Here is a 24,460-nt window from a genome sequence, read left to right as displayed (position 1 = left end):
TGTCGTTATAGGCAAATTGCTAATATGCTTCATCACAACATATGCTTGGGATGGTTGATTTATTCTTCACAAAAAGAGGCTGGCCCACTCCACACCAAAAGCACACCAGCTTATCAGCAACCTAAACAGTTCAAACTAAAACATTCTCTGCAATGCTTTTATCGCGTCGTCTGCCGTTTTTTCAGGAACAGTGATTCGATTGATTGGTTCTCCCTGCTCCACTGATTCTAGCGCCCAGACAAGATGCGGCAAATCAATTCTGTTCATAGTCAAACATGGACACATATGGGGATTTAATGAAATAATTTTTTTATCCGTATGCTGATTGATTAACCGTTTCACTAAGTTCATTTCTGTTCCAATTGCCCATTCAGAACCTGAAGGCGCTTCTGAAATTTGATCGATAATATATTTGGTCGACCCTGCCTTATCAGACAAAGCTACCACTTCTCGGCGGCACTCGGGATGAACGATAATGTTCATCTTTGGGTAGTTTTGGCGAATGTCTTCTACATTGGCAACCGTAAAATTTTCATGAACAGAACAATGACCTTTCCATAAAATCACTTTTATGTCTCGTATATCCCCTTCAAACTCCAACGCCTCAGTGAGCGGGTTCCAAACAGCCATTTGTTCGAGCGGAATACCGATGTCATACGCTGTATTACGACCAAGATGTTGATCCGGAAGGAAAAAAGCCGCTCTTTTTGTGTAAAAGCCCATTGAATCATCTTTTGTGCATTGGATGACGTAACGGTCGCTCCGCCATTTCGTCCGACAAACGCTTTAATTTCAGCCGTGGAATTGACATACGTCAATGGCAGCATGCTCTCTCCGAACAGCTGCTGAAGCTTTTCCCATCCTCGCTCTGTTTGCCTTATATTGGCCATATCGGCCATCGAACAGCCTGCCCGCATATCAGGTAAAATGACTTTTTGATGGGGCTCTGCTAAAATATCTGCCGTTTCAGCCATAAAATGTACCCCGCAAAACACGATAAATTCTGCGTCTTTCTGTTTGGCTGCCACTTCGGCCAATTGAAGGGAATCTCCTGTTGCATCTGCAAATTGAATAACTTCATCCTTTTGATAATGATGCCCTAAAATAAACAGCTTTTCCCCCATTGTCTGTTTAATAGCTCTAGCTCTTGCGACAAGTTCTCCTTCGGTCATCTCTTCATATTTGGACGGCATACCGTTAGCTGCCGCCTGTTGTAAAATGGATAACATTCCTTCTCATCTCCCCTCATATTGCCTTATATGTTAATATCTAAACTAATGTCCAAGCTTTTCACAGAATGCGTAAGCAGCCCCAACGAGATATAATCGACACCTGTCACACCGTATTCGTGAAGCTGATTCAACCCGATCCCTCCAGAAGCTTCCGTAACGATGGAAGCTGGCACAAGTTTTATCCATTCTTTAATCACAGCTGGTGAACAATTATCAAACATAATAACGTCCACTTTGGCGTCAATTGCTTCAAGCAACTGCTCTTTCGTTTCCACTTCCACTTCCACTTTCACCATATGTCCCGTTTTATTACGAATTAGCTGCACAGCCTTTTGAATTGAGCCCGCAAAAGCAATATGATTGTCTTTTAACATGACACCATCATATAACCCGTAGCGATGGTTTACTCCACCACCACAGCGAACTGCATATTTTTCAAACATCCGCAATCCAGGTGTTGTTTTGCGCGTATCACATATTTTCGTCCGGAGGCCGTTTAATGCTTCAACTGCTTGATTCGTTAACGTTGCAATTCCACCCATGCGCTGTAGCAAGTTCAAAATGACTCTTTCTCCCGAAAGAATAGCGGCCATTTTCCCATGAACAACAGCAAGCGTCTCTCCCGCTTTGACCTTCTCTCCATCCTGTTTATGCCATTCAATTTCGATTGAAGAATCTAAGAGACGGTATCCTTCTTCAATGATCGAAAGACCTGCTGCTATTCCATCTTCTTTCATACGAAACTCAGCTCTACCTGTATGAAAACTGGAAAATAAACAAGTACTTGTAACATCACGTTCACCGATATCCTCCAGCAAAAATTGCTCGAGCTGTTTTTTTACTTTCAACGGATTCATTCTATTTCTCCCCTTCCCCACACCAGCCTGTTTCTATAGATCCATACTGTTGAATAATGACTTTCTTGTTCCATGTCGCACACATAGCTGGAAAGTCTTGGCGATAATGACTACCTCGGCTTTCTTCACGTGCTAAGGCCGATTTGGCAATTAAATACGCAGCCGTCGCAATATGAATCCGCTCTGCCGTCTCTCGTTCATACTTCCATACATTTTCCTTAACAGTGGACAAACTCTTTTCTAATAACTTCACCATCTCCTTTAACCCTGTACCAGTTCGAACAATGCCAACATGTTTCATCATCATTTGCTGGATATCCCACTTAGAAGGAAGTGATAACGTCATACGCTCAGTCGGAACAGGAACGATACGGCCGGCAATCGGCTCATTCTTTATTTCACTTATTTTTTGAGCCGTCAGTTCCCCAAACACAAGCCCCTCTAAAAGCGAATTACTCGCCAGTCGATTGGCACCGTGAACACGTGTGCAGGCTGCTTCCCCCACCGCATATAAGCGAGGGATTGTCGTTTCTCCGTTCAAAGTGACGTTAATGCCGCCCATATGAAAATGCGCGCCTGGCATGACCGGAATTAAATGCCGCTCCCAATCAATATGATGTTTTTTACATAATGCAGTAATGGTTGGGAACTTCTTTGTGAAATCATTCACGTTCTTGAGCGATAAAAAAATGTCTTCACCATTGAGCATGTGCCAGTAAATCTCTCTTGCTACAATATCTCTTGGCGCTAAATCTTCTAATGGATGCACGCCGCTCATCACACGGCTTCCTTCCTTTGTGACTAACACCGCTCCTTCTCCTCTTACCGCTTCTGATACAAGTCCAACCGCCTGCCCGTTCTTGGCAAGTACAGTCGGATGAAATTGAATAAATTCCAAATCGGCCAATTCTGCTCCTGCCCAATACGCAAGTGACAAGCCGTCTCCCACTGCCTCTTGAGTATTGGATGTATACGGATACAATCCGCCGCATCCCCCTGTCGCTAATATAATGTGCTGTGCATAAACGGCGCGTATATGTCCTCTTTGATTTTCACTCATCACTCCAACACAACGTCCATCCTCCATCATCAATTCCAGCACCTTTTCATGCTCCAGCACCGTTACTCGATGTTTCGTTCGTTCATAAAGGAACGAAACGATTGCCTTGCCTGTCGCATCTCCTCCTGCATGTAAAATCCGCCGATACGTGTGGGCTCCTTCCTGCCCGAGCAACCATCGATTTTGTTCATCACGATCAAATTGCAGACCATCATGAATGAGCTCACGAATAAGTTCAGGCCCTCGCCTCACTAAATACTCGACCGCTTGTTCACAGTTATGCCCACCCCCTGCTGTCATCGTATCTTCAAAGTGGGCCGACCAATGATCTTCCTCATCGAACACAGCTGCAACTCCTCCCTGAGCAAGCATCGAATTGTTCGTCCATTTTGATTGTTTTGTCAGCATGACAATGTTCTTTGTTTTCGGTAGAGCATAAGCAGACATCCAAGCAGCCAAACCGCTTCCGACAATGATTACATCATATGTATCCATAACGTCACCCCAAAAGTTTACACTTGTCTTGACACCTATATTTACATATTATTAAATTAATTACAAGATTTTTTTCATATAAAGGACTGAGGACGATGATTTATTTAGATTACGCAGCCACGACACCGATGAGCGAACACGCGCTAAAAGCTTATATGAATACTGCCACTCTCTTTTTCGGCAACCCAAGTAGCTTACATGATGTCGGTACGAAAGCAGAAGAATTACTTGCTTTATGCCGAAAACAATTTGCCGAATTCATTAACGGACTAGAACAAGGAGTTTATTTTACAAGTGGTGGAACGGAGGCTAACTATCTTGCTATTCGTTCTTTATTAGGAGGATGCGCACCAACGAAACAACACATCATTACGACTGTGGTCGAACATTCCTCCATTCTTAACGTATTCGATCAATTACAACAAGAAGGATTTGCAGTGACTTATTTACCTGTCAATCGAGAAGGAAAAGTAGCTGTTGATGCTGTTCAAGCTGCTATTAGACCAGAAACGGCACTCGTTTCCATCCAGCATGTGAATCATGAAGTTGGTACTATTCAACCGATTGAAGAAATTGGACATATATTAAGAGAACAAAGCATTCTTTTTCATTGCGACTGTGTTCAATCCTTCGGAAAATTGCCCATTGACGTTCGACAAGCTTACATTGATAGTCTTTCAGTTTCCAGTCACAAAATTTATGGTCCAAAAGGTATAGGGGCTGTTTATATGAATCCTGCTGTACATTGGAAGCCCGTTTATCCCAATGCTTCCCATCAAAATGGCTTTCGCCCTGGAACAATTGACGTTCCTGGTGTTGTTTCTTTTATCACAGCAGCCCAAGACATCTATGCAACTATGGAACAACAACGACATGCTCATGAACAGTTGAAAGCACAATGGCTTGAGTTAATCCATCCGCTCGCATCGTTTATCACTATTGAAGGCGCTGCTGATGAAAGCATTCCATCCGTCATCGGAATGACCATTCGCCACATTCAAGGTCAATATGTTATGCTACAATGTAATCGGCACGGAATTGCCATTTCCACAGGAAGTGCTTGCCAATCTGGATTACAGCGTCCTTCTGCCGTTATGAACGCCACCGGAAAAACAGAAGAAGAAGCAAAACAATTTGTTCGTATTTCCTTTGGAAAAGATACATCTTATAATGAATTGAATCAGTTGTTTCATCTATTGAAAGAAATCATTGGAGAATTCCATTGCTTGACCGAACAAGGAGTGTGAAGAATGAAGGAAAAACATAAAAAAGTATTAGGGGAAGAACGAAGAAAGTTACTTTTATCATGGTTGCAAACAGAAGGCGTCCCTTTAACAGGAAGTGAACTATCTAAACGAACGAATGTCAGCCGCCAAATCATCGTACAAGACATCTCGTTGCTAAAGGCACGGAATGAACCCATTATCGCCACAAGCCAAGGCTATGTGTATATGCATAAAAAACATGAGCAGCCATCGTTCCAGCGACTAATCGTCTGCCAGCACCAACCCGCCCAAACAGCAGATGAGCTAAATTTACTTGTCGATCACGGCGTCTTAGTCAAAGATGTCATCGTTGAACATCCCGTATATGGTGAACTGACTGCCTCTATTATGGTACGGACAAGAAAAGAAGTGCAAGAATTCCTCGATAAAGTGAAAAGAACAAATGCTTCTTTTTTATCTGAACTGACAGAAGGAATTCATCTACATACGATTGAAGCGGACTCTCTTACAAAATTAGATGAAGCATGCCAGGCATTGGAGCAGGCTGGATTTTTAGTAGAAAGTGAAGAATAAGCTAATTGATTTTATCTAACATAAAAAGAGGATGACCGAAGTCATCCTCTTTTTTATGTTAGTCGATTGTAAAGCAAGGGTATGTCCCTAATAGATGAACCGAACATCCTAAAGCCTGTAATTCGGCAATGGCACCCGGAATAAGTACATCATCTAATGGTTGGTTAATATCTAAAATAAAGAAATAATTACCCAATCCTGTTTTCATCGGACGTGATTCAATTTTAGATAAATTGAGCTGCCGCCAAGAAAAAGCGGACAATACTTGATGCAGCGTTCCTGCTTGGTCGGATGGCAGTGTCACCATTAACGTTGTTTTGTGGCTTCCCTCACGTTCTTCACCTAGATGAAGTGAGGTCCCATCGCGATGAAGCACAACAAATTTTGTTGTATTATGATTATAATCATGGATATCTTTTTGAACGATGGTTAAACCATATTGTTCAGCCGCCAATTCGTTAGCAATCGCGCCAATCATACGCTCTGGATGTTCCTTGACATATTTTGCAGCAAAAGCAGTAGAAGTTGTATCCTCTAATGGCACATTTGATAAATGCCCGTGCAAAAACTTATGGCATTGAGCAATCGCATGTGAATGAGAATAAATCATCTTGATTTCCTTCCATCGCTCGGCATAATCCGGATGCACCATTAAATGCTGCCGAATCGGTGTAATGACTTCTCCAACAATTGGCAATCTTTTTTCATGAATAATATAATCCCACGTCAAGTTAACAGAGCCTTCAAGCGCATTTTCAACCGGTACGACTCCGTACTCGATTTCTCCGCTGGCCACCGCATCAATGCAAGCTGGAATGGTATAGTATGGAATATGCTCCAGCTGAGGCAAAATTGCTTGAACAGCTAAATGTGTAAATGTCGCTTTCGGCCCTAGATAGCCTGCTTTCCCCATTTTGCTCTCTCCTGCCTTTTCTTTCTTAAGCACCTGATCCTAATACTTCTACTTTCTCAACAAACTCCAAACTTTTCAATTGCGACAACAGACCATTCAGTTCGAGCCGGATACTTGACACATCAAGCGACAGTGTCACGTTCGCTCTTCCTTGAAGCGGAATGGTCTGATGGATCGTCAGTACATTGCACCCTGCTGAAGCCACGACTCCCAACAGATGCGACAATGTTCCAGAACGGTCTTCCAGATGAAAGAAAAGCGTAATAATCCGCTCTTTCACCATTGTATGGAACGGAAAAACGGTGTCTCGATATTTGTAATAAGCACTGCGGCTTAAATCGACCATCTGTACCGCATCCGCAATGGAATCGGCTTTCCCCCGTTCAATCAACCGCTTTGCCTGAAGCGTCTTTTGCATCGCTTCAGGCAATACGTCTTCCCGCACCAAATAAAACTGTTGATCCTTTTTGCTCAATCCAAGCTCCTCCCCCTGCCGTATATACAACTATTCAATAAATTCGAATTCATACTCCAGCAACTTAATAATGTCACCGTCTTGCGCCCCGCGTTCACGCAGCGCTTCGTCCACTCCCATGCTTCGCAGCTGGCGAGAGAAACGACGAATCGATTCATCACGAGAGAAGTTCGTCATCTTGAACAGTTTTTCAATTTTATCACCGGAAAGAACGAACGAACCATCGCTTTCTCTTGTAATAGAGAAACTTGGTGCCTCTTTTTCATGTTTATATAAGACACGATGTGTTGATAAATCCTGTTCCTCTTCTTGCAACGGAAATTCTGCCGTTGTTTCAACTAAATTCATAACGGTAAACAGTAGATCGCGCAATCCTTGGCGTGTAACAGCCGAGATTGGGAAAACTGGAACATCGTCCTTTAGTTGCTCTTTAAATACCGCCAAGTTTTCTTCTGCTTGCGGCATATCCATTTTGTTCGCTACCACAATTTGCGGTCGCTCTGTTAAACGTAAATTATATTGACGCAGTTCCTCATTGATGGTTACATAGTCTTCATATGGGTCGCGCCCTTCCATTCCGGACATGTCAATCACATGAACAATGACTCTTGTTCTTTCAATATGACGTAAAAACTGATGCCCTAATCCGACACCTTGGTGCGCTCCTTCAATAAGTCCAGGCAAATCTGCCATAACAAAGCTGCGTCCATCTTCTGTCTCAACTACCCCTAAGTTCGGGTTAATCGTTGTGAAATGGTACTCTGCAATTTTTGGTCTAGCTGCCGAAACAACTGATAATAACGTCGATTTTCCGACACTTGGGAATCCGACAAGTCCTACATCAGCAAGTAATTTCAGCTCCATCGTAATATAACGCTCTTCTCCCGGCTCTCCATTTTCCGCAATCTCTGGAGCAGGGTTAGCTGGAGTAGCAAAACGAGTGTTCCCGCGTCCACCGCGTCCGCCTTTTGCAATAACTGCACGTTGCCCGTGCTCTACTAAATCGGCGATAACTTGTCCTGTATCCTCGTCTTTTACTACCGTTCCCGGTGGTACTTTAACGATCATCGGCTCTGCATTTTTCCCATGCTGACCTTTGGACATGCCGTGTTCCCCACGCTGTGCTTTAAAATGGCGCTTATATCGGAAATCCATTAGCGTACGTAAGCCCTCTTCCACTTCGAACACTACATCGGATCCATGTCCGCCGTCTCCTCCAGCTGGTCCGCCTTTTGGCACATATTTTTCACGGCGGAACGCAACCATCCCGTTCCCACCGTCTCCGCCTTTAACATAAATCCTGACCTGATCTACAAACATTGTTTGATTCACTCCGTTCATCTATGCTGCACAGCTATTACACAAGCTGCAATACAACATGAAATTCCTCTTTTGAAACCTGCTTCTCCACTAATTTCAAAGGCTGTGCTTCCTGCTTTTCCAACCAAGTTTCAATGGTTTCACTAGTAGTTAGTATTCCACTAAAATCAAAAAAGAAACGAATGGAATCGTCCTCGATTAGCAAGGAAACACTAATATGGTGAGTGGACATACCGTCAACATTCATTTCCAACAGTTGGATTAACTCTTTTGTCCATGTGACAAGTGCTGAATCGTAGATTGACAAGTCTTTCACATCACCGAGTACTTCCATTTCGAGCTGAATAGGTGTATTTCGCCAATTATATGTCATCACATACTCAGCGAAAGCGTTTAATTTCGTGTTTGTCAACTTGGAAGCATGACCTGCTTCCGCAATGATTTCCTCGATGATTTCGTTTACCCGGTCTAAGCGATCTAATGCCATATTGCCTTTAATCAATTGGATTTGATTCAACCAGTCATGTCTGGCACAGCTTAATATATGAACAATATTACAATCCTTCTCCATATCTGCACTCCTAACCTACTCTCAAGCATGAGTCTACAATGATTTTCCATTTCCCTTTAAAGCTAACCCGCTAGATTGCTTCGTTGTCCCGCCCATGCCTCAATGAAATCATATTCCTTGCTTGTCAATCTCCGATATTCCATTGACAGTTAGTAAGATTATAGCAGATTCTGTTCCTAAATAGTTAACTTTATGCAAAACAGCCAATGCAAAAAGAAAACTCTAACCGTAGCTGGTTAGAGTTTTCTTTTTATCCTTATGCCTCTTGTGCAACAGGATATACAGATACTTTTTTGCGGTCACGACCGAAGCGCTCGAATTTCACGATACCGTCAACTTTTGCGTATAAAGTATCGTCCCCACCACGACCTACGTTTGTACCTGGGTAAATTTTCGTACCGCGTTGACGGTATAAAATTGAACCACCAGAAACGAATTGGCCGTCAGCGCGTTTAGCGCCAAGACGTTTCGCGATAGAATCACGACCGTTCTTTGTAGAACCTACTCCTTTTTTAGAAGCGAAGAACTGAAGGTCTAATCTTAACATGATATCCACCTCCTGCTATTTTATATGGATTTTAATATATTTTCCGTAATCACGTTCAATCGTTTGAAGTGACACAATCATGCCTTCTAAGAGCAACTGAATCTTTTCAAATACCGACGAATCGATATTTGTTGGAATCACACAACGGAGATAACCTCCATTGCCGCCTTGCTCAATTTCTGGCGTTATTTTGCAAAGTGCAATAATTGCATTTACCGTTCCGAAGGAAACTGCAGATGCCCCGGCACAAACAATATCTTGACCGTGCTTCGCAAAATCAGCATGTCCGCTCATTTCAAAAGACGTTATCTCGTTACGTTCGTTCCGGTTTATGGTCACTTTAATCATAACGTTTCGCCTTACGCGTTGATTTTTTCAATAACAACTTTAGTGTAAGGTTGACGGTGACCTTGCTTACGACGATAGTTTTTCTTCGCTTTGTATTTGAAAACGATGATTTTCTTCGCCTTACCTTGTTTTTCTACTTTCGCTGTTACAGTTGCACCTTCAACAACAGGAGCTCCAACTTTTACGTTGTCACCACCAACGAATAATACTTTGTCAAAAGTAACAGTTTCACCTTGATCAGCAGCAAGCTTTTCGATGTAGATAGCTTGACCTTCTTCAACACGGATTTGTTTTCCACCAGTTTCGATAATTGCGTACATATTTGCACCTCCTCAATAAACTAAGACTCGCCATCACAGGTGTTCGCGATGAACTTTTAACCTGATCTGCGCGGTTGTAGCACGGGTGCTACAAACTAACAAATAAAATCATACTATAAATCTAAAGGAACTGTCAACTAGGAAAATACGGTCTAATACGTTTTTTATTTATGAATTAAACCGGCATGTTGTTGCTACTTACTCGGCATGCCGTATTCTTTCTTGAATTACTTCGATGCTTCCGATGTGACGAATCGAATACGAATCATGGCAGTCGTTGCGGAGAGTAAGGAAAATTCGACAACCCGCCATGTTCTCCAAAGCACCTAAAAAGTCATCCTTCTTTAATATATCGATGACCGGCGCTGTCGTTTCTATCCATATCGCCTCTTCCTCCATACGGCGATGCTCCCATACTTCTCGTTCAATTTTATACGCAATCGTTTCTGCGCTTAAAATCCTTCCGGTGCCGCTGCATACAGGACAAGGAACCGTGAGCGCTGCTTCAATGCTTTCTTTCACCTTTTTACGTGTCAGCTGCAAAACCCCTAATTCCGTAAATCCGACGACGGTCGTCCTTGCATCATCATCCTTCACTCGATGTCGTAAAACCTCCAGCACTTTGTCTCGATCTTCCCGTTCCTTCATATTAATGAAGTCAATGAAGATCATTCCTCCTAAGTTCCGAAGCTTCAACTGATTAGCGATTTCCTTTGCCGCTTCCAAGTTCGTTTGTAAAATGGTGTTTCGCTCAGATGCTTTCCCGGAAAATTTCCCTGTATTAACATCAATAACCACCATCGCTTCTGTCTGCTCAATTAAAATGTACGCACCATTTTTTAGCCAAACAGCCTTCTTCATCAGTTTGTCAATTTCCGGCTCCACATTATAGTAATGAAAAATATTTTCCTGTTGTTGATAATATACGATTGAACCAGTTGAATTTATATTTTTTTGTTGAAGTTGTTTGTATGTCTCATAATCATCCACGTACAGTTCGCAAGAGCCGATTCGGCGAAGAAGCTGCTCGACAGTACCGATAATGAAATCATGCGCTTCATAGAGAAGAGTCGGTGCTTTTCTTCCTTCCTTTTGCTGCTGAATTTGTTTAGAACGTTCTTTCAGCATGTGCCAATCTTTTAATACCTGCTCCTCCGATGCTTCTTCTGCAGAAGTTCTCACAACAAGCCCTTCATGTGATTGGCGGTGTTTTTCCGCAAAACTCCGCCATTTCACTCTTTTTCTTCCGCCATTTTTTTGGATACGGCAATATAGTTTCCGTGCGGAAGATAGACAAGATGCTCTCCTCCTAGTTCAATTATCGAGGTCAGCTTCGGCCCTTTTGTGCCAATACCTTCTTTCTCAATTTGAACGATGATTTCTTCTCCTTCTCTCACAAACTTGGAAATACTGTCATGTTCTTTAGCAATTGATGAAGCAAGTTGAAAAGACACGAGGTCATCACGGTGCAAATAGCCGTTTTTTCCTGCTCCAATATCGACAAAAGCCGCCTGCATCCCAGGCAATACTTTCGTGACTCGTCCTAAATAAATGCTTCCCGCTGTTTGCGCTCCTCTACTTTGCTCTTCTAAATAAAGCCGCTCTAAGCCAGTGTCTCCGACAAGTGCAATTCGCTTCGCTGACGACGCTGCGTTGATGTAACATTTTTTCATTGTTAACCACACCTTTTCTATAACAGACAAAAAGTCGAGATATAAATCCCGACTTTGCTTTTTCTTAATTTATATATTAACTGTAGCGATATTTCCGCACAAAATCAATAAAAGGGAATGACTTCTTCAAGCGGAGACTGAAACCGCCTTTCTGAAAAATAGGCATGAAGAAGTTCATTTTCATCCAAATGGATGGACTCATTTTCTTTATTTTTCACAATAATAACATGCTTACATCCTCGTTGGAAGCGTGTTAACACATCATGAATGGAATCACCGGCAGCGGCCATTAACGGTTTTAATTCACTAATATCGGTCTCTTTACTATGGTAACGACCGAGTAAAAAGCGCAAATAGACGTATTGTTTATGCCGCCACTCTGTATAAATGGAAAAAGCTAAAAAGCCAAGAACAAGCCAAAGGTGAAGCTGCTGTAAATAGAACAAAACGGTCCCGATTAGTAAAATGCCTACAAACACACTAGACGCATACAACACTTGTTCAAATGCCTCCAAAAAAGGACGCTGACGACTAAAAAATAAAAACAAAAGCTTCCCGCCATCCAGCGGCCAAATCGGTAGCAAATTGAACCCTAAAATCATAATATTTTGAAGTAGAAATTGCTCATGCTGTTCGACTGAAATGATGGATAAGGAAACTAGCACATACGAAACACCCATTAATACTACATGGGCAAAAGGTCCGCTCAGCGTGACGACAAGTTCCTCCTTCATCGGACGATTGCCGTGCTCTTCGACTTCTGCTACTCCTCCGAATGGAAGGAGCATAATTCTTTTAAGACGCCAAGAATAGAAGGAAGCCGCCACCGCATGACCAATTTCATGAACGAATACAATTAAAAAAAGCATGATTAGCTGCTGAAAATGGGCGGTAATAATTCCAATACCCAATACAACCCAAAGAAGCGGATGGATATGGACAATTGCTAATAAGGAGAATAGTTTATTCAAAGGATATCACCTGATTCGGATCAATAAATCGTTCTCCTTTTTTAATGGCAAAATAAAATGTTCCCGTTTTGCCGTCTTGGTTATTAAGCACTTTTCCCACTGTCTTTCCCTTATCAACAAAATCATATAAATTGACATCGATTTTCTCTAGCTGACCATACCACGTTTCACTCCCATCTGCATGTTGAATGATGACCGTTTTCCCACTATCTTCTTTATTTCCTGCAAATGTGACAATGCCTTCACTCATCGCTTCCACTGAAGACTGACTTCCGGTTTCAATCATGATGCCTTGCCCGTTCTTCTCAAACGTTTCTAGTACTTTTCCTGAAGCAGGAATGGCATATTGCGATGGAGTAGAAGGGACTGGTTCTTCGTTCGTTTCAACCGGTAAAAGAGCGAGCGGCTGTCCGAATGTTTCTTCATACCAATTCGAAACGGCCGCAAATTGAAATTCTGTTTCCATCGTCTGCTTCACATATTGCCTTGCTTCGTCGAAACTAGGGGAGCTGTTTTTAAATAAAATCCCGACTACGAGCACTAAACATACAGAAGCTAAAAACTTAAAGACAAGCCATTCCGTTTGAAAAAATCGGGTGTGGGAGGAACGTTGTTCATAAGAAGGCTGAGAATATTCCACCACCGGCATATGCTCTGCACCGTATCGTTCTTCGTCACTCAAGATGGAATAGGAAGAAAACGGATGGCTGCTTTGATTGGCTCCCTGCCTCTTTTTGCGCTCGGCAATGCGTTTTTTAATTTCTTCAGCGCGTCGATTCATCTTTTCATCATCCCTTTTAAGCTTGTTTCTATCAATGTATGACTTGTCCTTGACGGTTATGACACAACAGAAGTTGCTGCCTGTTTATGCGGGATAAACAAAAAACGTTCAATCCAAAATGGATTGAACGCTTGAATAATACTATGTATGAACAGGCAGCTCTATAGGCTGTCATTCACTTATCGAACACCAAAGAATTTCTTCAGCTTCGCAAACACACCTGCTTCTTCTGTATCAAGAGACTGAAGCGGAACAGATTCCCCAAGAATGCGACGGGCAATGTTACGGTATGCAAGTGATGCCTTGCTTGATGGATCCATGGCAATCGGTTCACCACTGTTGGATGCTTTAATCACACTATCATCATCGGCGACAATTCCAATCAAATCAATCGCCAACAGTGACACGATTTCATCTACATCTAACATGTCTCCGTTTTTCACCATATGATTTCGAATACGGTTAATAATGAGCTTCGGTGACTCAATATCTTCTTTTTCTAAAAGACCGATAATGCGATCTGCATCTCGAACGGCGGACACTTCCGGAGTCGTCACGACTAACGCCTTGTCCGCTCCTGCCACTGCATTTTTGTAGCCTTGCTCAATACCAGCCGGGCAGTCGATAATGATATAATCAAACTCTTGCTTCAACTCGACTACCAATTGCTTCATCTGCTCAGGAGTTACAGCTGACTTATCGCTTGTTTGGGCGGCAGGAAGCAAATATAAGCACTCAAAGCGCTTATCTTTAATGAGCGCCTTTTGGGGTGTACAGCGGCCTTCAATAACATCGACAAGATCGTAAATAATGCGATTTTCCAGCCCCATCACAACGTCCAAGTTCCGCAAACCGATATCTGTATCAACTAAGCAGACCCGTTTACCGGACAAAGCAAGCGCTGTACCCAAGTTGGCAGACGTCGTCGTTTTCCCGACTCCACCTTTTCCTGACGTAATAACTATAGCCTCTCCCACTGTTCATTTCTCCTTTCTCAGCGTGTCAAATTAGGTCTTAGATGCGGCATGGATTGAACTCTCTCCACAGCTATTTCCCCATGTTCATCCAAATAAATGCACTGCATATAGGATACCTTTTCACGAATTTTACTCTCTTTCGGGTTCAGTATTGCATCATGAATGCGGAGCTGGGCGTTTTCAATGGCAGCAGCAGCGATGACGGCTTCTGTGTTTCCACCGTACCCTGCATGAGCAATGCCTCTTAATCCGCCTAAAATAAAAATGTTTCCTCCAGCAATAACCGTTCCCCCTGGATTGACATCTCCGATGAGCAATAAATCACCGCTCACTTGCAGCACTTGACCAGAACGAACGATTCTCGAAAACGTTACAATTTCCGCTTCTTCTTTTAAGCGAACAGCTTCGTCTTTTGACACGACATTGCTGTCAATGGCACTCACAGCCAAATGATTTTTTTGGTTGACGACCGCTTTTAACTGCTCTTCTTGTTGTGATGTTAAATAGCGATTTCCTGCCTTCAACTGGACCGCTACAAGCTGTCCGTTATCTCCATGTTGGTTTGTCGACAGCTTCGTTTCAAGCTCGCTTACTAGTTCTTGAAAAGAACATGTATCATCGAGATGCAGCGTCAGACCATCCTTTGTTCCTTTAATGACTACATTATGCTGTTTTTGTCTATTCATGACGTTCACCTCAACGAATGAATAATTTCGACATAGACTTACGAATTTCCTCTTTTTCCATTATAGACGCTCGTCTGTATATTGTAACGAAAGTTTTTGAAAACGCTTTTTGAGAAAATAGGAAAAAAGAATGCAAAAAACAGCGCTTAATCCAAGCGTTGGATATAACCGCAGCTCTAAAAACTCATCAATTTTCATTTCCGTCACATGCACCAACAAGTTAATTCCATAAATATAAAACTCCAAAACTGCCGTCCCTAAAACACCCATCAACGACACAACAACAATGTTATTTTGGAGAATCTTCATTAATTTAAAGATAAAATAGCAAATAGCAGGCAGTCCAAACATGTACACGCCTAAAATATCCGTAAAGGCAACGTCATACAGCATCCCAAAAATGGCCCCGTACATCATTCCTTGTTTTCGGCTAAAATAAATCGCCATAAAAATTAAAACAATCAGCACAAACCGAGGAGACAAAATCCATTGCCGAAAAAAGGGATGAACTGCAATAAAATTAACAAATAAACTTTCACTTACAAACACGATCGAGACAAGAAAAGGAAGGAAGAAACGATTCATCACTCTTCCTCCTCTTCCTGGTCGAACTCTTCATCAGCAATCATGGTTCGTTTAATAATCATTACATGGTCTAAATCATAAAAATTAGTAGCCGGTTTCACATAAGCCATTTGGGTAAGACCGTATTCGTCTGGCTCTACCTCAATAATTTCACCAATTACAAGCCCTTTTGGGAAAATTCCGCCAAGACCAGATGACAAAACAAGCTGCTTTTCTTCTACTTTCGCATCACTTGGAATACGCTTAAGCACAAGCGCTTCTTTCTTTTCGTCATATCCTTCAATGAGGCCATACACATTTGTTTCTCCCTGGATAACGGCAGAGATGCGATTTGTTCGATCCATGGAGCTTAACAGCTGGACCGTGGACGTGAACTGGGAGGCATGCTTCACTTTTCCGATTAACCCTTGAGCTGTAATGACTGCCATGTTTTCCGTCACACCATGGACTTTCCCACGGTCAAGAGCGATCACTTCATGCCAGCGATCCGGATTGCGCGCAATGACTGTCGCTTGGATTCGTTCGAAATCCCGCAAACTTTCTTTCTTGTCCAAAATTTCTCGCAGTTTCTTGTTCTCATCTTCCAGTTCTTTCGCTTTCGCTTCCAGCTGCATATATTCATCAAGCCTGGATTTCAACAGCTCATTCTCTTCATATGTATGCTTCAAGTCAGATACATTCTGAAAGAAACCCGCTACATATTGTGCGGGCTGATGAAATGCGGTTTGGCCTAAGCCGACCGTATCTTTGACGAATTGTTCCGGCCATGTGACCGTTTTGCGACCATTTAATGAAAAACCAATCAATGCCACTAAAATAATGATGCTGACTAATAAAATAATTAATCGTTTATTGAAAAAAAACTGTGGCATGGTTTTCACCTCTTATTTTTAGCGGTAAGAATCCCCGGCTTTCGTTTTGAATAAATCAATGTGGTCAAGCGCTTTTCCTGTACCGATAGCAACACAGTCAAGGGGATCTTCTGCAATGACGACAGGCATATTTGTTTCTTCGCTAATAACTTTATCTAAGTTGCGTAGTAACGCACCACCGCCCGTCAGCACAATGCCGCGGTCCATAATGTCTGCTGCTAGCTCAGGAGGCGTTTGCTCCAGCGTACTTTTAACAGAATCCACAATGGCTGTTACCGTATCTTTTAACGCATCTGCTACTTCTGCTGCTGTAATTTCAATCGTTTTCGGAAGCCCTGTTAATAAGTCACGGCCACGAATTTCCATGTTATCAATGCCTTCTGCATTGCCAGCTGAACCAATCTCTACTTTTAAAGCTTCAGCTGTCCGCTCACCAATCATTAAGTTGTAGTTTTTGCGGATATATTGAATCATAGCATCGTCCATCTCATCACCAGCAATACGAATCGACTGGCTTGTCACGATACCTCCAAGTGAAATAATCGCCACTTCTGTTGTACCGCCTCCGATGTCAACAACCATGCTGCCTGTCGGTTCCCAAACAGGAAGATTCGCTCCAATTGCTGCTGCAAACGGCTCTTCAATCGTATAAGCATCTCTTGCTCCAGCTTGACGCGTCGCATCAATAACCGCACGCTTTTCAACAGCTGTAATGCCTGAAGGTACACAAACCATGACATAAGGCTTCCCAGCAAATACGCTTTTCGATTTTTGCGCCTGCTTAATATAATATTTCATCATAGTAGCCGTTGTTTCGTAGTCGGCAATTACGCCGTCTTTCATTGGGCGCAGCGCTACGACATTTCCAGGTGTACGTCCAATCATATTTTTCGCGTCGTTTCCGACTGCCACAATTTGCTTTGTGTCCGTTTGAAGCGCCACCACGGACGGCTCACGCACGACAATTCCTTTTCCTTTTACATAAACAAGAGTATTCGCAGTCCCTAAATCTATTCCAAGGTCTCTTGTACCGATTCCAAACATTATGTGTATCTCCCTTTCTATTACCGAAATGCAAAGGCATAAATGATGTTTTTTTCACGCATCAAAAAAACTGACATTCATTATTGTGTCGAGTTATATCATATATGTCAACGCCAAATATTGTCTGTATAAAATATTTTTTTCTTGATTATTCACCAGCTTGGCATTTCAAAATTCATGCATCCTATTATACCCCACTCCTTCAAAAAAGCATAGCATTTACATATACCCTTTTTCTTTCAAACTGACATATTTTCGATCTCCGATAATTAAATGATCCAACAGCTCAATTCCAATAATATGCCCGCACTCTTTCAATCGTTTCGTCACTTCAATATCTTCCCTGCTTGGAGCGGGATCTCCGGACGGATGATTGTGAGCACATATAATGGAAGCGGCAGAGCGGCGGAAGGCTTCTTTAAATACCTCCCTTGGATGCACAATCGAGGAATTCAAGCTTCCGATGAAAATCGTTTGTTTATGGAGAATTTGATTTTTGGTATTGAGGTAGAGGCAAATGAAATGCTCCTGGGATAATAGGCGCATTTCTTCCATAATGAAGTTAGCCCCATCTTCCGGGCTGCGGATGGTATAACGATCATGAAGGTGGAGTTTACTAATGCGCCGCCCAAGTTCAATGGCGGCCGCAATTTGGACAGCTTTGGCCGTTCCGACACCTTTAATGGTTGTCATTTCGTGAACGGTTGCATCTTGAAGCAATTTTAAGCCGTCAAAATGCTGAAGAATGCGGTTGGACAATTGTAGTACCGACTCATCCTTCGTGCCAGTACGGAGTAAGATGGCAATTAATTCGTGGTTTGATAAGCTAGCGGCCCCATAAGAAAGCAATCGTTCACGGGGACGCTCGTCTTCAGGAAAGTCGTGGATTTTTAACGCAGACAGGTTCATGAAAAGTTCCTCCTTTTTATGAACCGTTCATCTCATACACATAGCCGGCTTTCTTCAGTTCACGAATTGTTCGCGACAACGGTAAGCCAACGACGGCATAATAATCTCCTTCCAGCTTTTTCACAAGCGAAGCTCCAAGACCTTGAATGCCGTATGCACCCGCTTTATCCATCGGCTCTCCGCTTTTAACGTATTCGGAAATGTCTTCCTTCGCCAACTCCCAAAACGTCACATCTGCCTTTTCGTAAAATGAGATTACCTTTCCTTGATGTACAATTGCAACTCCTGTTACAACTTCATGTGTAACGCCTGACAGCATACTAAGCATCTTTTCTGCTTCTTGTTCATCAATTGGCTTGCCTAAAATTTTGCCATCATGGACGACAACGGTATCAGACCCAATCACATACGCTTCCGGATAATGGACAGCCACATCCTCCGCCTTTTGCAAAGCGAGTGACATCACGATGTCGTAAGGAGATTGTGTAGCATCAAAGAGTTCTTCTACGTTACTGACATGAACGGTAAACGATAAATGAAGTTGCTCAAGCAGTTCTTTTCGGCGTGGAGACCCGGAGGCCAGCACGAGTTGTTGTTTCATCCTTATCACCTTCACATTTCAAATAATAGAAAGCATTCAGCCTGTTTTTCTAACACTCGACACATCCTTATTCTAGCAATTCACATATCGTTTGACAATTTTCAATCATCAAAAAGGAAGGGCGTGTGTCTAGCTCCCTTCCTTTTTGATACTATTATTGAAATTCAGCATAAATCGTAACAGCATCAAGCAGAAATTGCTCGGTTTGCCACCTTACTTCATCTTTCTGATTTTTTTCATAATTCGTTAAAGAAGCTTCCGCCATTAATAAATAGGACAAAAATTTTCCAATGTTTTCATTAAGATTTTCTGTGGACTTCAGTTGAACAAGCTCCTCTTTGATTCCTTTAAGCTCGTTTAACTCAGCCCCGGGATTCGATAACACTTCCGAAGAAAGCGACAGAAGTGTTTGGAACGGAACCTGCACTTTCGTCATGACCGTTCGTTCTGTTTCAGACCATTGATCCATTTGGACAGACGGCATTTCATACGGCTTGACGTAAATGCTTTCTCCTTGTTTTTTATAATGCTCGCCTACTTCCTTCGTAATGTTCTCATCCAGTCCAATCCCAATAAATAAAGCATACGACTTCTCGTTTGGTACAACAGCCGCCGCATACCCTTTAGCCTTCATATTACGCACCGCTTCCTCTCCAGCTTCCTTCGTAGAAAACACCCCTGCTTGGACAGCATAAAGAGAAAAAGAAGGCAACACTGCCGATGTCGCCGGTTCTGCTGGCTTGCCTTGCTCTGCCGGCTCCTCTAGCAAACCTTCAGAAGAAACCGTAGCTCGTTCCGGGTTAACCGGAGCAAACATGGACCCTTCTCCCGTCATAAGCTTTAAACTGAACATACCAAGTCCTGTCCCGACTAAAATCGCCACAGACATAATAAGCACGACTTTTTTGACGGTATGTTTCGTGTCATTCCCACGATTCCATATAGGTGAAGACTTTTGCAAAGTCGGCTTCTTTCCACTTTTCACATGCCGTAAATCTTCGATGGAGACGACATTCGAAGAATCTTCCTCGGGAAGTACCCAAGAAAACTCCTCTTGTGTAGACAGTTCATTTATCGCTTTATCTTCTGTCTTTATTTCATTTTTTTGTTCTTGATACACTTTTTCTTGTCCGTTAATCTTAATAGAAACTTTGTTCGGCTGCTTGTCCATTCCCGTCCACCACCTTTGCTTTCACAGCACCTTGACTTGTCCTCATCCTATCATAGCGGCAAAAAAAAATAACAAGACATTTGTCGTCTTGTTATGAAAGGTTTTCGACATTATGGGAGTCGATCTGCAATTTTGTCGATAGATAGTTCGTTTGATGCAATCCCTTTGTCATCTGCACCACATAGTTTTTTCGTTTCGCCATATAAACAAACATCGTAATGAAGCTCGCTGTTCTCTAGCTTAATCTCAACAAACGATTGTTCCTGATCGTCGGTTATGTCCCATGCTTTCCCCGTGAAAGGGTCTTGCAGTACATGTAAATAGCCGTCCGTTACTAAATCGCCATAAGTAAGCTTCGCCTGTACTTGAGGATTGAACGCTACTTCACTTGCCCGCTTATGCAGCGAAGCCGCCTCCTTCATCGCCACCGCGTTAGCTACAAATGCTTGTTGCTTAGATTTCTCAATAATAGCTCCAACAGCAAGGATTGAAATAGCCGCGAGGATGCCCAAAATGGCGATAACGGCGAGCAGTTCGACGAGCGTCAAACCTTTCTGATGTTTGATTGACATTCTTTCATCCATAACTGCTCCTCCAAACGTGGATAATCCGCCCTTTTGCTTTAATTATTAATTAACGTTGGAAACGGATCTTCTTTCTCTCCTGGTTCTGGAATATCGATAGTTGGAATATCTTTTCGCAAATCCTCTAAAGTTGGATGATAAAACGTAGAAATCGTCAGCTCATATTGGACTGTCGGAGAATCCGCCTCTGATAAAGCAGTTGGCTCCTGTGGCCCTTGGAAAGAAATGTTTTCGACTTGCGAAATACGCCGCGACTTTTCAATCGTATCAATAAAGGTAAGCATATCTTGATACCATTGTGATTCAACCGACACTTGAACCGTTACTTTCTTCAAACCGACCGGCAATGTCCCTGCCTGTTCTGTTGCCTCATCACTTTTTTCTTCAGGAACAATCGTACCGGTTTCTTCATTGACGGCCATTTGTCGTTGATCAGGTCCTTTTTCCTCTTCTGTTTCTGCTCCTCCAAGGAGCACTTCTTCCTCATCGGAAAACTGCATGCTTAAAATTAAGCTGTTCGACATGACTTCTGCTTTCTCGAGCTCCAATAAAAACTGTTCGGTAAACGGTTTAACTGGCAGACGTTTTTGCAGTTCGACACTGCTTTTCATCAACTGTTCAGCTGGCATACCCGCTTTTTCATTCGCTACCTGAAGCAATTGCTGTTCTGTTGTGAACTCACTCTCCAATAGTTCGACTTCTTGCTCAAGCGGTCGAAGGAACGTGTTGTATGCGACGAACAATAAAAGAACAATCAACAGTAAAGCAATAACCGAAAGGAAAGACTGTTTTTTCGTTAAACGAAGGTTCATTTCTCTTCCTCCTTCGCCCATTTCTTTACTTCATCTGCATTAATTCCAAGCTCAAACGTCGCTAAATAACGCGGCAGCACCTTGTCTGTCTCGTCCAACTCTTCACTATCCTCTTGCTTCAGCTCATGTGCTTCAACAGCTATTAGCTTCGCTTCTTCAATAATAGGCAGGTCGTTATTTAGACGATTTAAATAAAACGCCGCCTGTGCACTTTCATCAAATTGAATAATAAGCAATACTTTTCGCTCTTCTGTATATTGGAAGCTTTGGATGAATCCCCGCTTTGGCAACGCAGACGTTAACTCTGTCAAAATAGGCACCGTTGAAACCGGATAGCTCTCCATCCATTGAATAGCTGACTGCAATTGCTGCAAGCCTTCATTGCTTTGACGAGCTCCTGTTTCTTTTTCTTTTAACAAACGATTGGCTTTCGTTTCATGAATCGATATTTCAAGTTGTGTACCTTCTGCCTGTAAATCGGTATATTTCCATGCGAGAAAGCCGCCGCCCGCTAGCATACAAAGCAACACCACAAGCATGACCGCAAGAAAGGCGATGTTTTTCCGTTCCTTTTTCGGAAGTAAGTTAATTTCAACTAACATTATGGCACCTCTTTCAAAGCCAGACCTAACGCCAAATAGTAGCGATGATCGAGCGGCACCGGCAGTTCTTTCGACTGCGCGGCAACGTCAATTAGTTGAGCCGGCAATGAAACACGTTCTTGCAATCTCGTAACAAGCTCTTGTAAATACGGATGGTCTCCCGTAACGAGCAATTTAGCAATCCCTGTTTTCCCTTCATTCATGGAAAACTTATAGAAATTGGCGATTCGTTCAATTTCTTTGTAAATATCATTAAACTTCCCGAAAAACGCCTCTTCATCTTCTGTCCGTTCCAGCACAAACTCCTGTCCATGCTGCACAACCTTCCAGTTTTCACGATTGTCTTCAAGCGGTATATGTCTCATGAACGTCGGCTGGTGGTCATGAAATATGCTGACGTTCACAGACAATAAATCGATGTTCACAAGCATCTCATGAGTGTCTTTTGCCGTTAAATCTCCATGATAGCACAAGCGATATAAACTAAGCGGCGACACATCTGCGACAATCGGCTGCAGCTTCGCTTCTTGCAGCACTTCTGCGTAATGAAGCACAAGCGCTTCCGGTGCCGCAAATAAAATAATGCTTGTTTGCTGGTCCCTTCGGTCTGTAACGACAAAATCAAAAATAGGGTCTTCAAACGGCAAATGAATACTTGAACCAATTTCCATGTACAAATACCCTTTAATCTCTTCATCATCTAATGATTCTGGCAGTGTTTGATGGCGAATAACGAGACGGTCGTCCGGAATAACAAACCGCACCTTCGTCCCTTTTAAGCCCCAATCTGCCACACACTCGTCCAAAATCATCCCCAAGGTTTCCACATCCATAATTTGGCCGTTCTCAACAATTCCTTGCGGCAAATATCGTTCATGTGCCTTAGAGACAGTCAAAGATGGTCCATGCTTCAGCTCCACATAGCGCAGGACATGGTCTTTCACAATCAGATTGCCTATTTTGCTTTTCATGGATGGTAATCGTAAGACCATTGCTTCTCACCTACTATAGTAAAAATGTAAAATACCACTCTAAAATGTCCATACCGTAAAAATAGGCGCCAAGCGTCCCTGCGGCGATGAACGGACCGAATGGAATTGGATGTTTTCTCTTTACCTTCCCCGTCATCATCCCAAGCACACCAATCACCGCACCGAGGAAGGTCGCAAGGAAAAACGAAAGCAACACAAGCTTCCAGCCGAGCACAATCCCAAGCACGCCGTACAATTTAATGTCTCCACCGCCCATGCCGCCTTTACTAATGAACGCAATTAATAAAAGGAGACCAAATCCGACAGCAGCACCTAAAAGAGAATCCCACCATGGCGTTAGTGGAATAAACGCTCTTTCGACGATCAATAACACCGCAAAAAACAGTAACACCACATCTGAAATAATCATATACGCCAAATCAGATACGACAATAATCACAAGCAAAGACACAAGCGTCAACGCAACAAGTAATTCTAAATCAAACCCATATAAACGAAATGACAGGACAAAAAGAATGCCTGTCACTAATTCCATCAACGGATACATCGGTGAAATACGCGTCTTACAGTTTCGACATTTCCCGCCTTGGATGATATACGAAAAAAACGGAACAAGTTCCGAAGCTGTAAGCACATGCTGACAGCTCGGACAACTTGACCGCGGCCTCACAATCGACTGCTTCATCGGAATGCGAAGACCAACGACGTTGTAAAAGGAGCCTAGGGTGAGGCCAACCACTAACATATATACACTAATTATTAACATTGAATTATTCCTTCTTAATTTTCTAATTCAATTAATTAGTGTCTTTATCAATAACTATTTTCCCGCTAGAATCAGCAGCTGGAGTGTTTGCTTTAATATTTGCAACAGAAGCACCTGTAAACTGAATAGTTCTTTTCCCAGCTTTAACCTCTTTAGTTGTAAGAGTAAAAGTTTTACTATCAACATCTGTTTTAACAGTATAATCAACAGTGCCATCACCAGCAGTTCCAAAACCATCAACATCCGTTACATATTCAGCTAACATTTCATCTGTAATATCTGTTGTATCTACACCATTTGACGAAACATAAATCTTAGCCGCATTTAAAATTTGTAACGCATCTGCCTTCACCGCGTCTTCACGCGACTTCTGAATAATCCCACCAATACTTGGTACTGCAATTGCCGCAATAATCCCTAAAATAACAATTACTGCCAATAACTCAATCAACGTCAAGCCCTTTTCGTTCTTTAACATTTTTTTGAACATGTTTTTC

Annotated in this window: 29 protein-coding genes, 1 pseudogene and 1 other annotated feature; of the genes and pseudogenes, 2 read left to right on the top strand and 28 right to left on the bottom strand. The window is 42.5% G+C overall.

Features of this window, described 5'->3' with window-relative positions; genetic code table 11:
• Nucleotides 1–135: 135 nt before the first annotated feature.
• The 3 genes and pseudogenes from nadA to nadB form a co-directional block, all read right to left on the bottom strand.
• Nucleotides 136–1,193 (bottom strand): annotated as a pseudogene (nadA, locus tag ACXAEO_RS02605) (quinolinate synthase NadA).
• Nucleotides 1,194–1,255: 62 nt separating this feature from the next.
• A complete protein-coding gene (nadC, locus tag ACXAEO_RS02600; protein WP_474877629.1) occupies nucleotides 1,256–2,089 on the bottom strand; it encodes a carboxylating nicotinate-nucleotide diphosphorylase in 834 nt (277 codons plus the stop codon).
• A 1-nt stretch (nucleotide 2,090) separates the two neighbouring features.
• Nucleotides 2,091–3,644, bottom strand: a complete 1,554-nt coding sequence (nadB, locus tag ACXAEO_RS02595) for an L-aspartate oxidase (protein WP_474877627.1) — start codon at nucleotides 3,642–3,644, stop codon at nucleotides 2,091–2,093.
• Nucleotides 3,645–3,739: 95 nt separating this feature from the next.
• On the opposite strand from nadB, the gene ACXAEO_RS02590 reads away from it, so the two are divergent.
• Together ACXAEO_RS02590 and ACXAEO_RS02585 are read left to right on the top strand one after the other, a co-directional pair.
• Nucleotides 3,740–4,891, top strand: coding sequence for an IscS subfamily cysteine desulfurase (locus tag ACXAEO_RS02590; protein WP_474877624.1), 1,152 nt, complete (start codon nucleotides 3,740–3,742; stop codon nucleotides 4,889–4,891).
• Between the two features lie 3 nt (nucleotides 4,892–4,894).
• Nucleotides 4,895–5,443, top strand: a complete 549-nt coding sequence (locus tag ACXAEO_RS02585) for a 3H domain-containing protein (RefSeq protein ID WP_474877620.1) — start codon at nucleotides 4,895–4,897, stop codon at nucleotides 5,441–5,443.
• Nucleotides 5,444–5,501: 58 nt separating this feature from the next.
• Here ACXAEO_RS02585 and pheA read toward each other — a convergent pair whose 3' ends face one another.
• The 25 genes from pheA to ACXAEO_RS02460 form a co-directional block, all read right to left on the bottom strand.
• A complete protein-coding gene (gene pheA / locus ACXAEO_RS02580; protein ID WP_474877618.1) occupies nucleotides 5,502–6,356 on the bottom strand; it encodes a prephenate dehydratase in 855 nt (284 codons plus the stop codon).
• 25 nt (nucleotides 6,357–6,381) lie between these two features.
• Nucleotides 6,382–6,831, bottom strand: coding sequence for an ACT domain-containing protein (locus tag ACXAEO_RS02575; RefSeq protein ID WP_474877616.1), 450 nt, complete (start codon nucleotides 6,829–6,831; stop codon nucleotides 6,382–6,384).
• Between the two features lie 30 nt (nucleotides 6,832–6,861).
• The gene (gene obgE, locus ACXAEO_RS02570) at nucleotides 6,862–8,151 is read right to left on the bottom strand and encodes a GTPase ObgE (protein ID WP_474877614.1); all 1,290 of its coding nucleotides are present in this window, start codon (nucleotides 8,149–8,151) and stop codon (nucleotides 6,862–6,864) included.
• Between the two features lie 37 nt (nucleotides 8,152–8,188).
• Nucleotides 8,189–8,722: a Spo0B C-terminal domain-containing protein gene (locus ACXAEO_RS02565; RefSeq protein ID WP_474877612.1), complete on the bottom strand. Its 534-nt coding sequence runs from the start codon at nucleotides 8,720–8,722 to the stop codon at nucleotides 8,189–8,191.
• Nucleotides 8,723–8,978: 256 nt separating this feature from the next.
• Entirely contained in the window at nucleotides 8,979–9,269 is a 291-nt protein-coding gene (gene rpmA, locus ACXAEO_RS02560; RefSeq protein ID WP_028395039.1) for a 50S ribosomal protein L27, read from the bottom strand.
• A gap of 15 nt (nucleotides 9,270–9,284) precedes the next feature.
• Nucleotides 9,285–9,617, bottom strand: coding sequence for a ribosomal-processing cysteine protease Prp (locus ACXAEO_RS02555; RefSeq protein WP_474877607.1), 333 nt, complete (start codon nucleotides 9,615–9,617; stop codon nucleotides 9,285–9,287).
• An 11-nt stretch (nucleotides 9,618–9,628) separates the two neighbouring features.
• Nucleotides 9,629–9,937, bottom strand: coding sequence for a 50S ribosomal protein L21 (rplU, locus tag ACXAEO_RS02550; RefSeq protein ID WP_078413911.1), 309 nt, complete (start codon nucleotides 9,935–9,937; stop codon nucleotides 9,629–9,631).
• A gap of 13 nt (nucleotides 9,938–9,950) precedes the next feature.
• Nucleotides 9,951–10,023, bottom strand: a sequence feature (ribosomal protein L21 leader region).
• Between the two features lie 112 nt (nucleotides 10,024–10,135).
• Nucleotides 10,136–11,173, bottom strand: coding sequence for a ribonuclease E/G (locus ACXAEO_RS02545; protein ID WP_474877603.1), 1,038 nt, complete (start codon nucleotides 11,171–11,173; stop codon nucleotides 10,136–10,138).
• On the bottom strand, nucleotides 11,170–11,610 hold the full coding sequence (locus ACXAEO_RS02540) for a hypothetical protein (protein WP_474877601.1): 441 nt from the start codon (nucleotides 11,608–11,610) through the stop codon (nucleotides 11,170–11,172). The genes ACXAEO_RS02545 and ACXAEO_RS02540 overlap by 4 nt, the downstream gene beginning before the upstream one ends.
• 104 nt (nucleotides 11,611–11,714) lie before the next feature.
• Nucleotides 11,715–12,581: a M50 family metallopeptidase gene (locus ACXAEO_RS02535; protein ID WP_474877599.1), complete on the bottom strand. Its 867-nt coding sequence runs from the start codon at nucleotides 12,579–12,581 to the stop codon at nucleotides 11,715–11,717.
• Nucleotides 12,574–13,362 (bottom strand): peptidoglycan DD-metalloendopeptidase family protein, encoded by a 789-nt coding sequence (locus ACXAEO_RS02530; protein ID WP_474877597.1) that lies wholly within the window; start codon nucleotides 13,360–13,362, stop codon nucleotides 12,574–12,576. Before ACXAEO_RS02530 ends, ACXAEO_RS02535 begins: the two co-directional genes overlap by 8 nt.
• A gap of 179 nt (nucleotides 13,363–13,541) precedes the next feature.
• Nucleotides 13,542–14,339, bottom strand: coding sequence for a septum site-determining protein MinD (minD, locus tag ACXAEO_RS02525; RefSeq protein WP_474877594.1), 798 nt, complete (start codon nucleotides 14,337–14,339; stop codon nucleotides 13,542–13,544).
• A 17-nt stretch (nucleotides 14,340–14,356) separates the two neighbouring features.
• Nucleotides 14,357–15,025 carry a septum site-determining protein MinC gene (gene minC, locus ACXAEO_RS02520; protein WP_474877592.1) on the bottom strand — a complete coding sequence of 223 codons (669 nt, stop codon included), beginning with the start codon at nucleotides 15,023–15,025 and terminating at the stop codon, nucleotides 14,357–14,359.
• A gap of 60 nt (nucleotides 15,026–15,085) precedes the next feature.
• The gene (gene mreD / locus ACXAEO_RS02515) at nucleotides 15,086–15,610 is read right to left on the bottom strand and encodes a rod shape-determining protein MreD (RefSeq protein ID WP_474877590.1); all 525 of its coding nucleotides are present in this window, start codon (nucleotides 15,608–15,610) and stop codon (nucleotides 15,086–15,088) included.
• On the bottom strand, nucleotides 15,610–16,482 hold the full coding sequence (gene mreC, locus ACXAEO_RS02510; RefSeq protein ID WP_474877588.1) for a rod shape-determining protein MreC: 873 nt from the start codon (nucleotides 16,480–16,482) through the stop codon (nucleotides 15,610–15,612). Before mreC ends, mreD begins: the two co-directional genes overlap by 1 nt.
• 18 nt (nucleotides 16,483–16,500) lie before the next feature.
• Complete coding sequence (locus ACXAEO_RS02505) at nucleotides 16,501–17,526, bottom strand: rod shape-determining protein (protein ID WP_474877585.1); 1,026 nt, start codon at nucleotides 17,524–17,526, stop codon at nucleotides 16,501–16,503.
• A gap of 219 nt (nucleotides 17,527–17,745) precedes the next feature.
• The gene (radC, locus tag ACXAEO_RS02500) at nucleotides 17,746–18,435 is read right to left on the bottom strand and encodes a RadC family protein (RefSeq protein ID WP_474877583.1); all 690 of its coding nucleotides are present in this window, start codon (nucleotides 18,433–18,435) and stop codon (nucleotides 17,746–17,748) included.
• Between the two features lie 16 nt (nucleotides 18,436–18,451).
• A complete protein-coding gene (locus ACXAEO_RS02495; protein ID WP_474877580.1) occupies nucleotides 18,452–19,036 on the bottom strand; it encodes a Maf family protein in 585 nt (194 codons plus the stop codon).
• 154 nt (nucleotides 19,037–19,190) lie between these two features.
• Nucleotides 19,191–20,207: a hypothetical protein gene (locus ACXAEO_RS02490; RefSeq protein WP_474877578.1), complete on the bottom strand. Its 1,017-nt coding sequence runs from the start codon at nucleotides 20,205–20,207 to the stop codon at nucleotides 19,191–19,193.
• A 110-nt stretch (nucleotides 20,208–20,317) separates the two neighbouring features.
• Nucleotides 20,318–20,791 carry a type II secretion system protein gene (locus ACXAEO_RS02485; RefSeq protein ID WP_474877576.1) on the bottom strand — a complete coding sequence of 158 codons (474 nt, stop codon included), beginning with the start codon at nucleotides 20,789–20,791 and terminating at the stop codon, nucleotides 20,318–20,320.
• A 38-nt stretch (nucleotides 20,792–20,829) separates the two neighbouring features.
• A complete protein-coding gene (locus tag ACXAEO_RS02480) occupies nucleotides 20,830–21,603 on the bottom strand; it encodes a hypothetical protein (RefSeq protein WP_474877574.1) in 774 nt (257 codons plus the stop codon).
• The gene (locus tag ACXAEO_RS02475) at nucleotides 21,600–22,205 is read right to left on the bottom strand and encodes a hypothetical protein (RefSeq protein ID WP_474877572.1); all 606 of its coding nucleotides are present in this window, start codon (nucleotides 22,203–22,205) and stop codon (nucleotides 21,600–21,602) included. The genes ACXAEO_RS02480 and ACXAEO_RS02475 overlap by 4 nt, the downstream gene beginning before the upstream one ends.
• A complete protein-coding gene (pilM, locus tag ACXAEO_RS02470) occupies nucleotides 22,205–23,197 on the bottom strand; it encodes a type IV pilus biogenesis protein PilM (protein WP_474877569.1) in 993 nt (330 codons plus the stop codon). The genes ACXAEO_RS02475 and pilM overlap by 1 nt, the downstream gene beginning before the upstream one ends.
• A 13-nt stretch (nucleotides 23,198–23,210) precedes the next feature.
• Nucleotides 23,211–23,963: a prepilin peptidase gene (locus ACXAEO_RS02465; protein ID WP_474877566.1), complete on the bottom strand. Its 753-nt coding sequence runs from the start codon at nucleotides 23,961–23,963 to the stop codon at nucleotides 23,211–23,213.
• A gap of 31 nt (nucleotides 23,964–23,994) precedes the next feature.
• Nucleotides 23,995–24,453, bottom strand: coding sequence for a type IV pilin protein (locus ACXAEO_RS02460; protein ID WP_474877563.1), 459 nt, complete (start codon nucleotides 24,451–24,453; stop codon nucleotides 23,995–23,997).
• Nucleotides 24,454–24,460: the final 7 nt, after the last annotated feature.

Source organism: Bacillus sp. ABA4_010 (assembly GCF_056159105.1).
The sequence above is the reverse complement of the archived record's forward strand: the minus strand, read 5'-3'. Positions and strand labels throughout refer to the sequence as shown.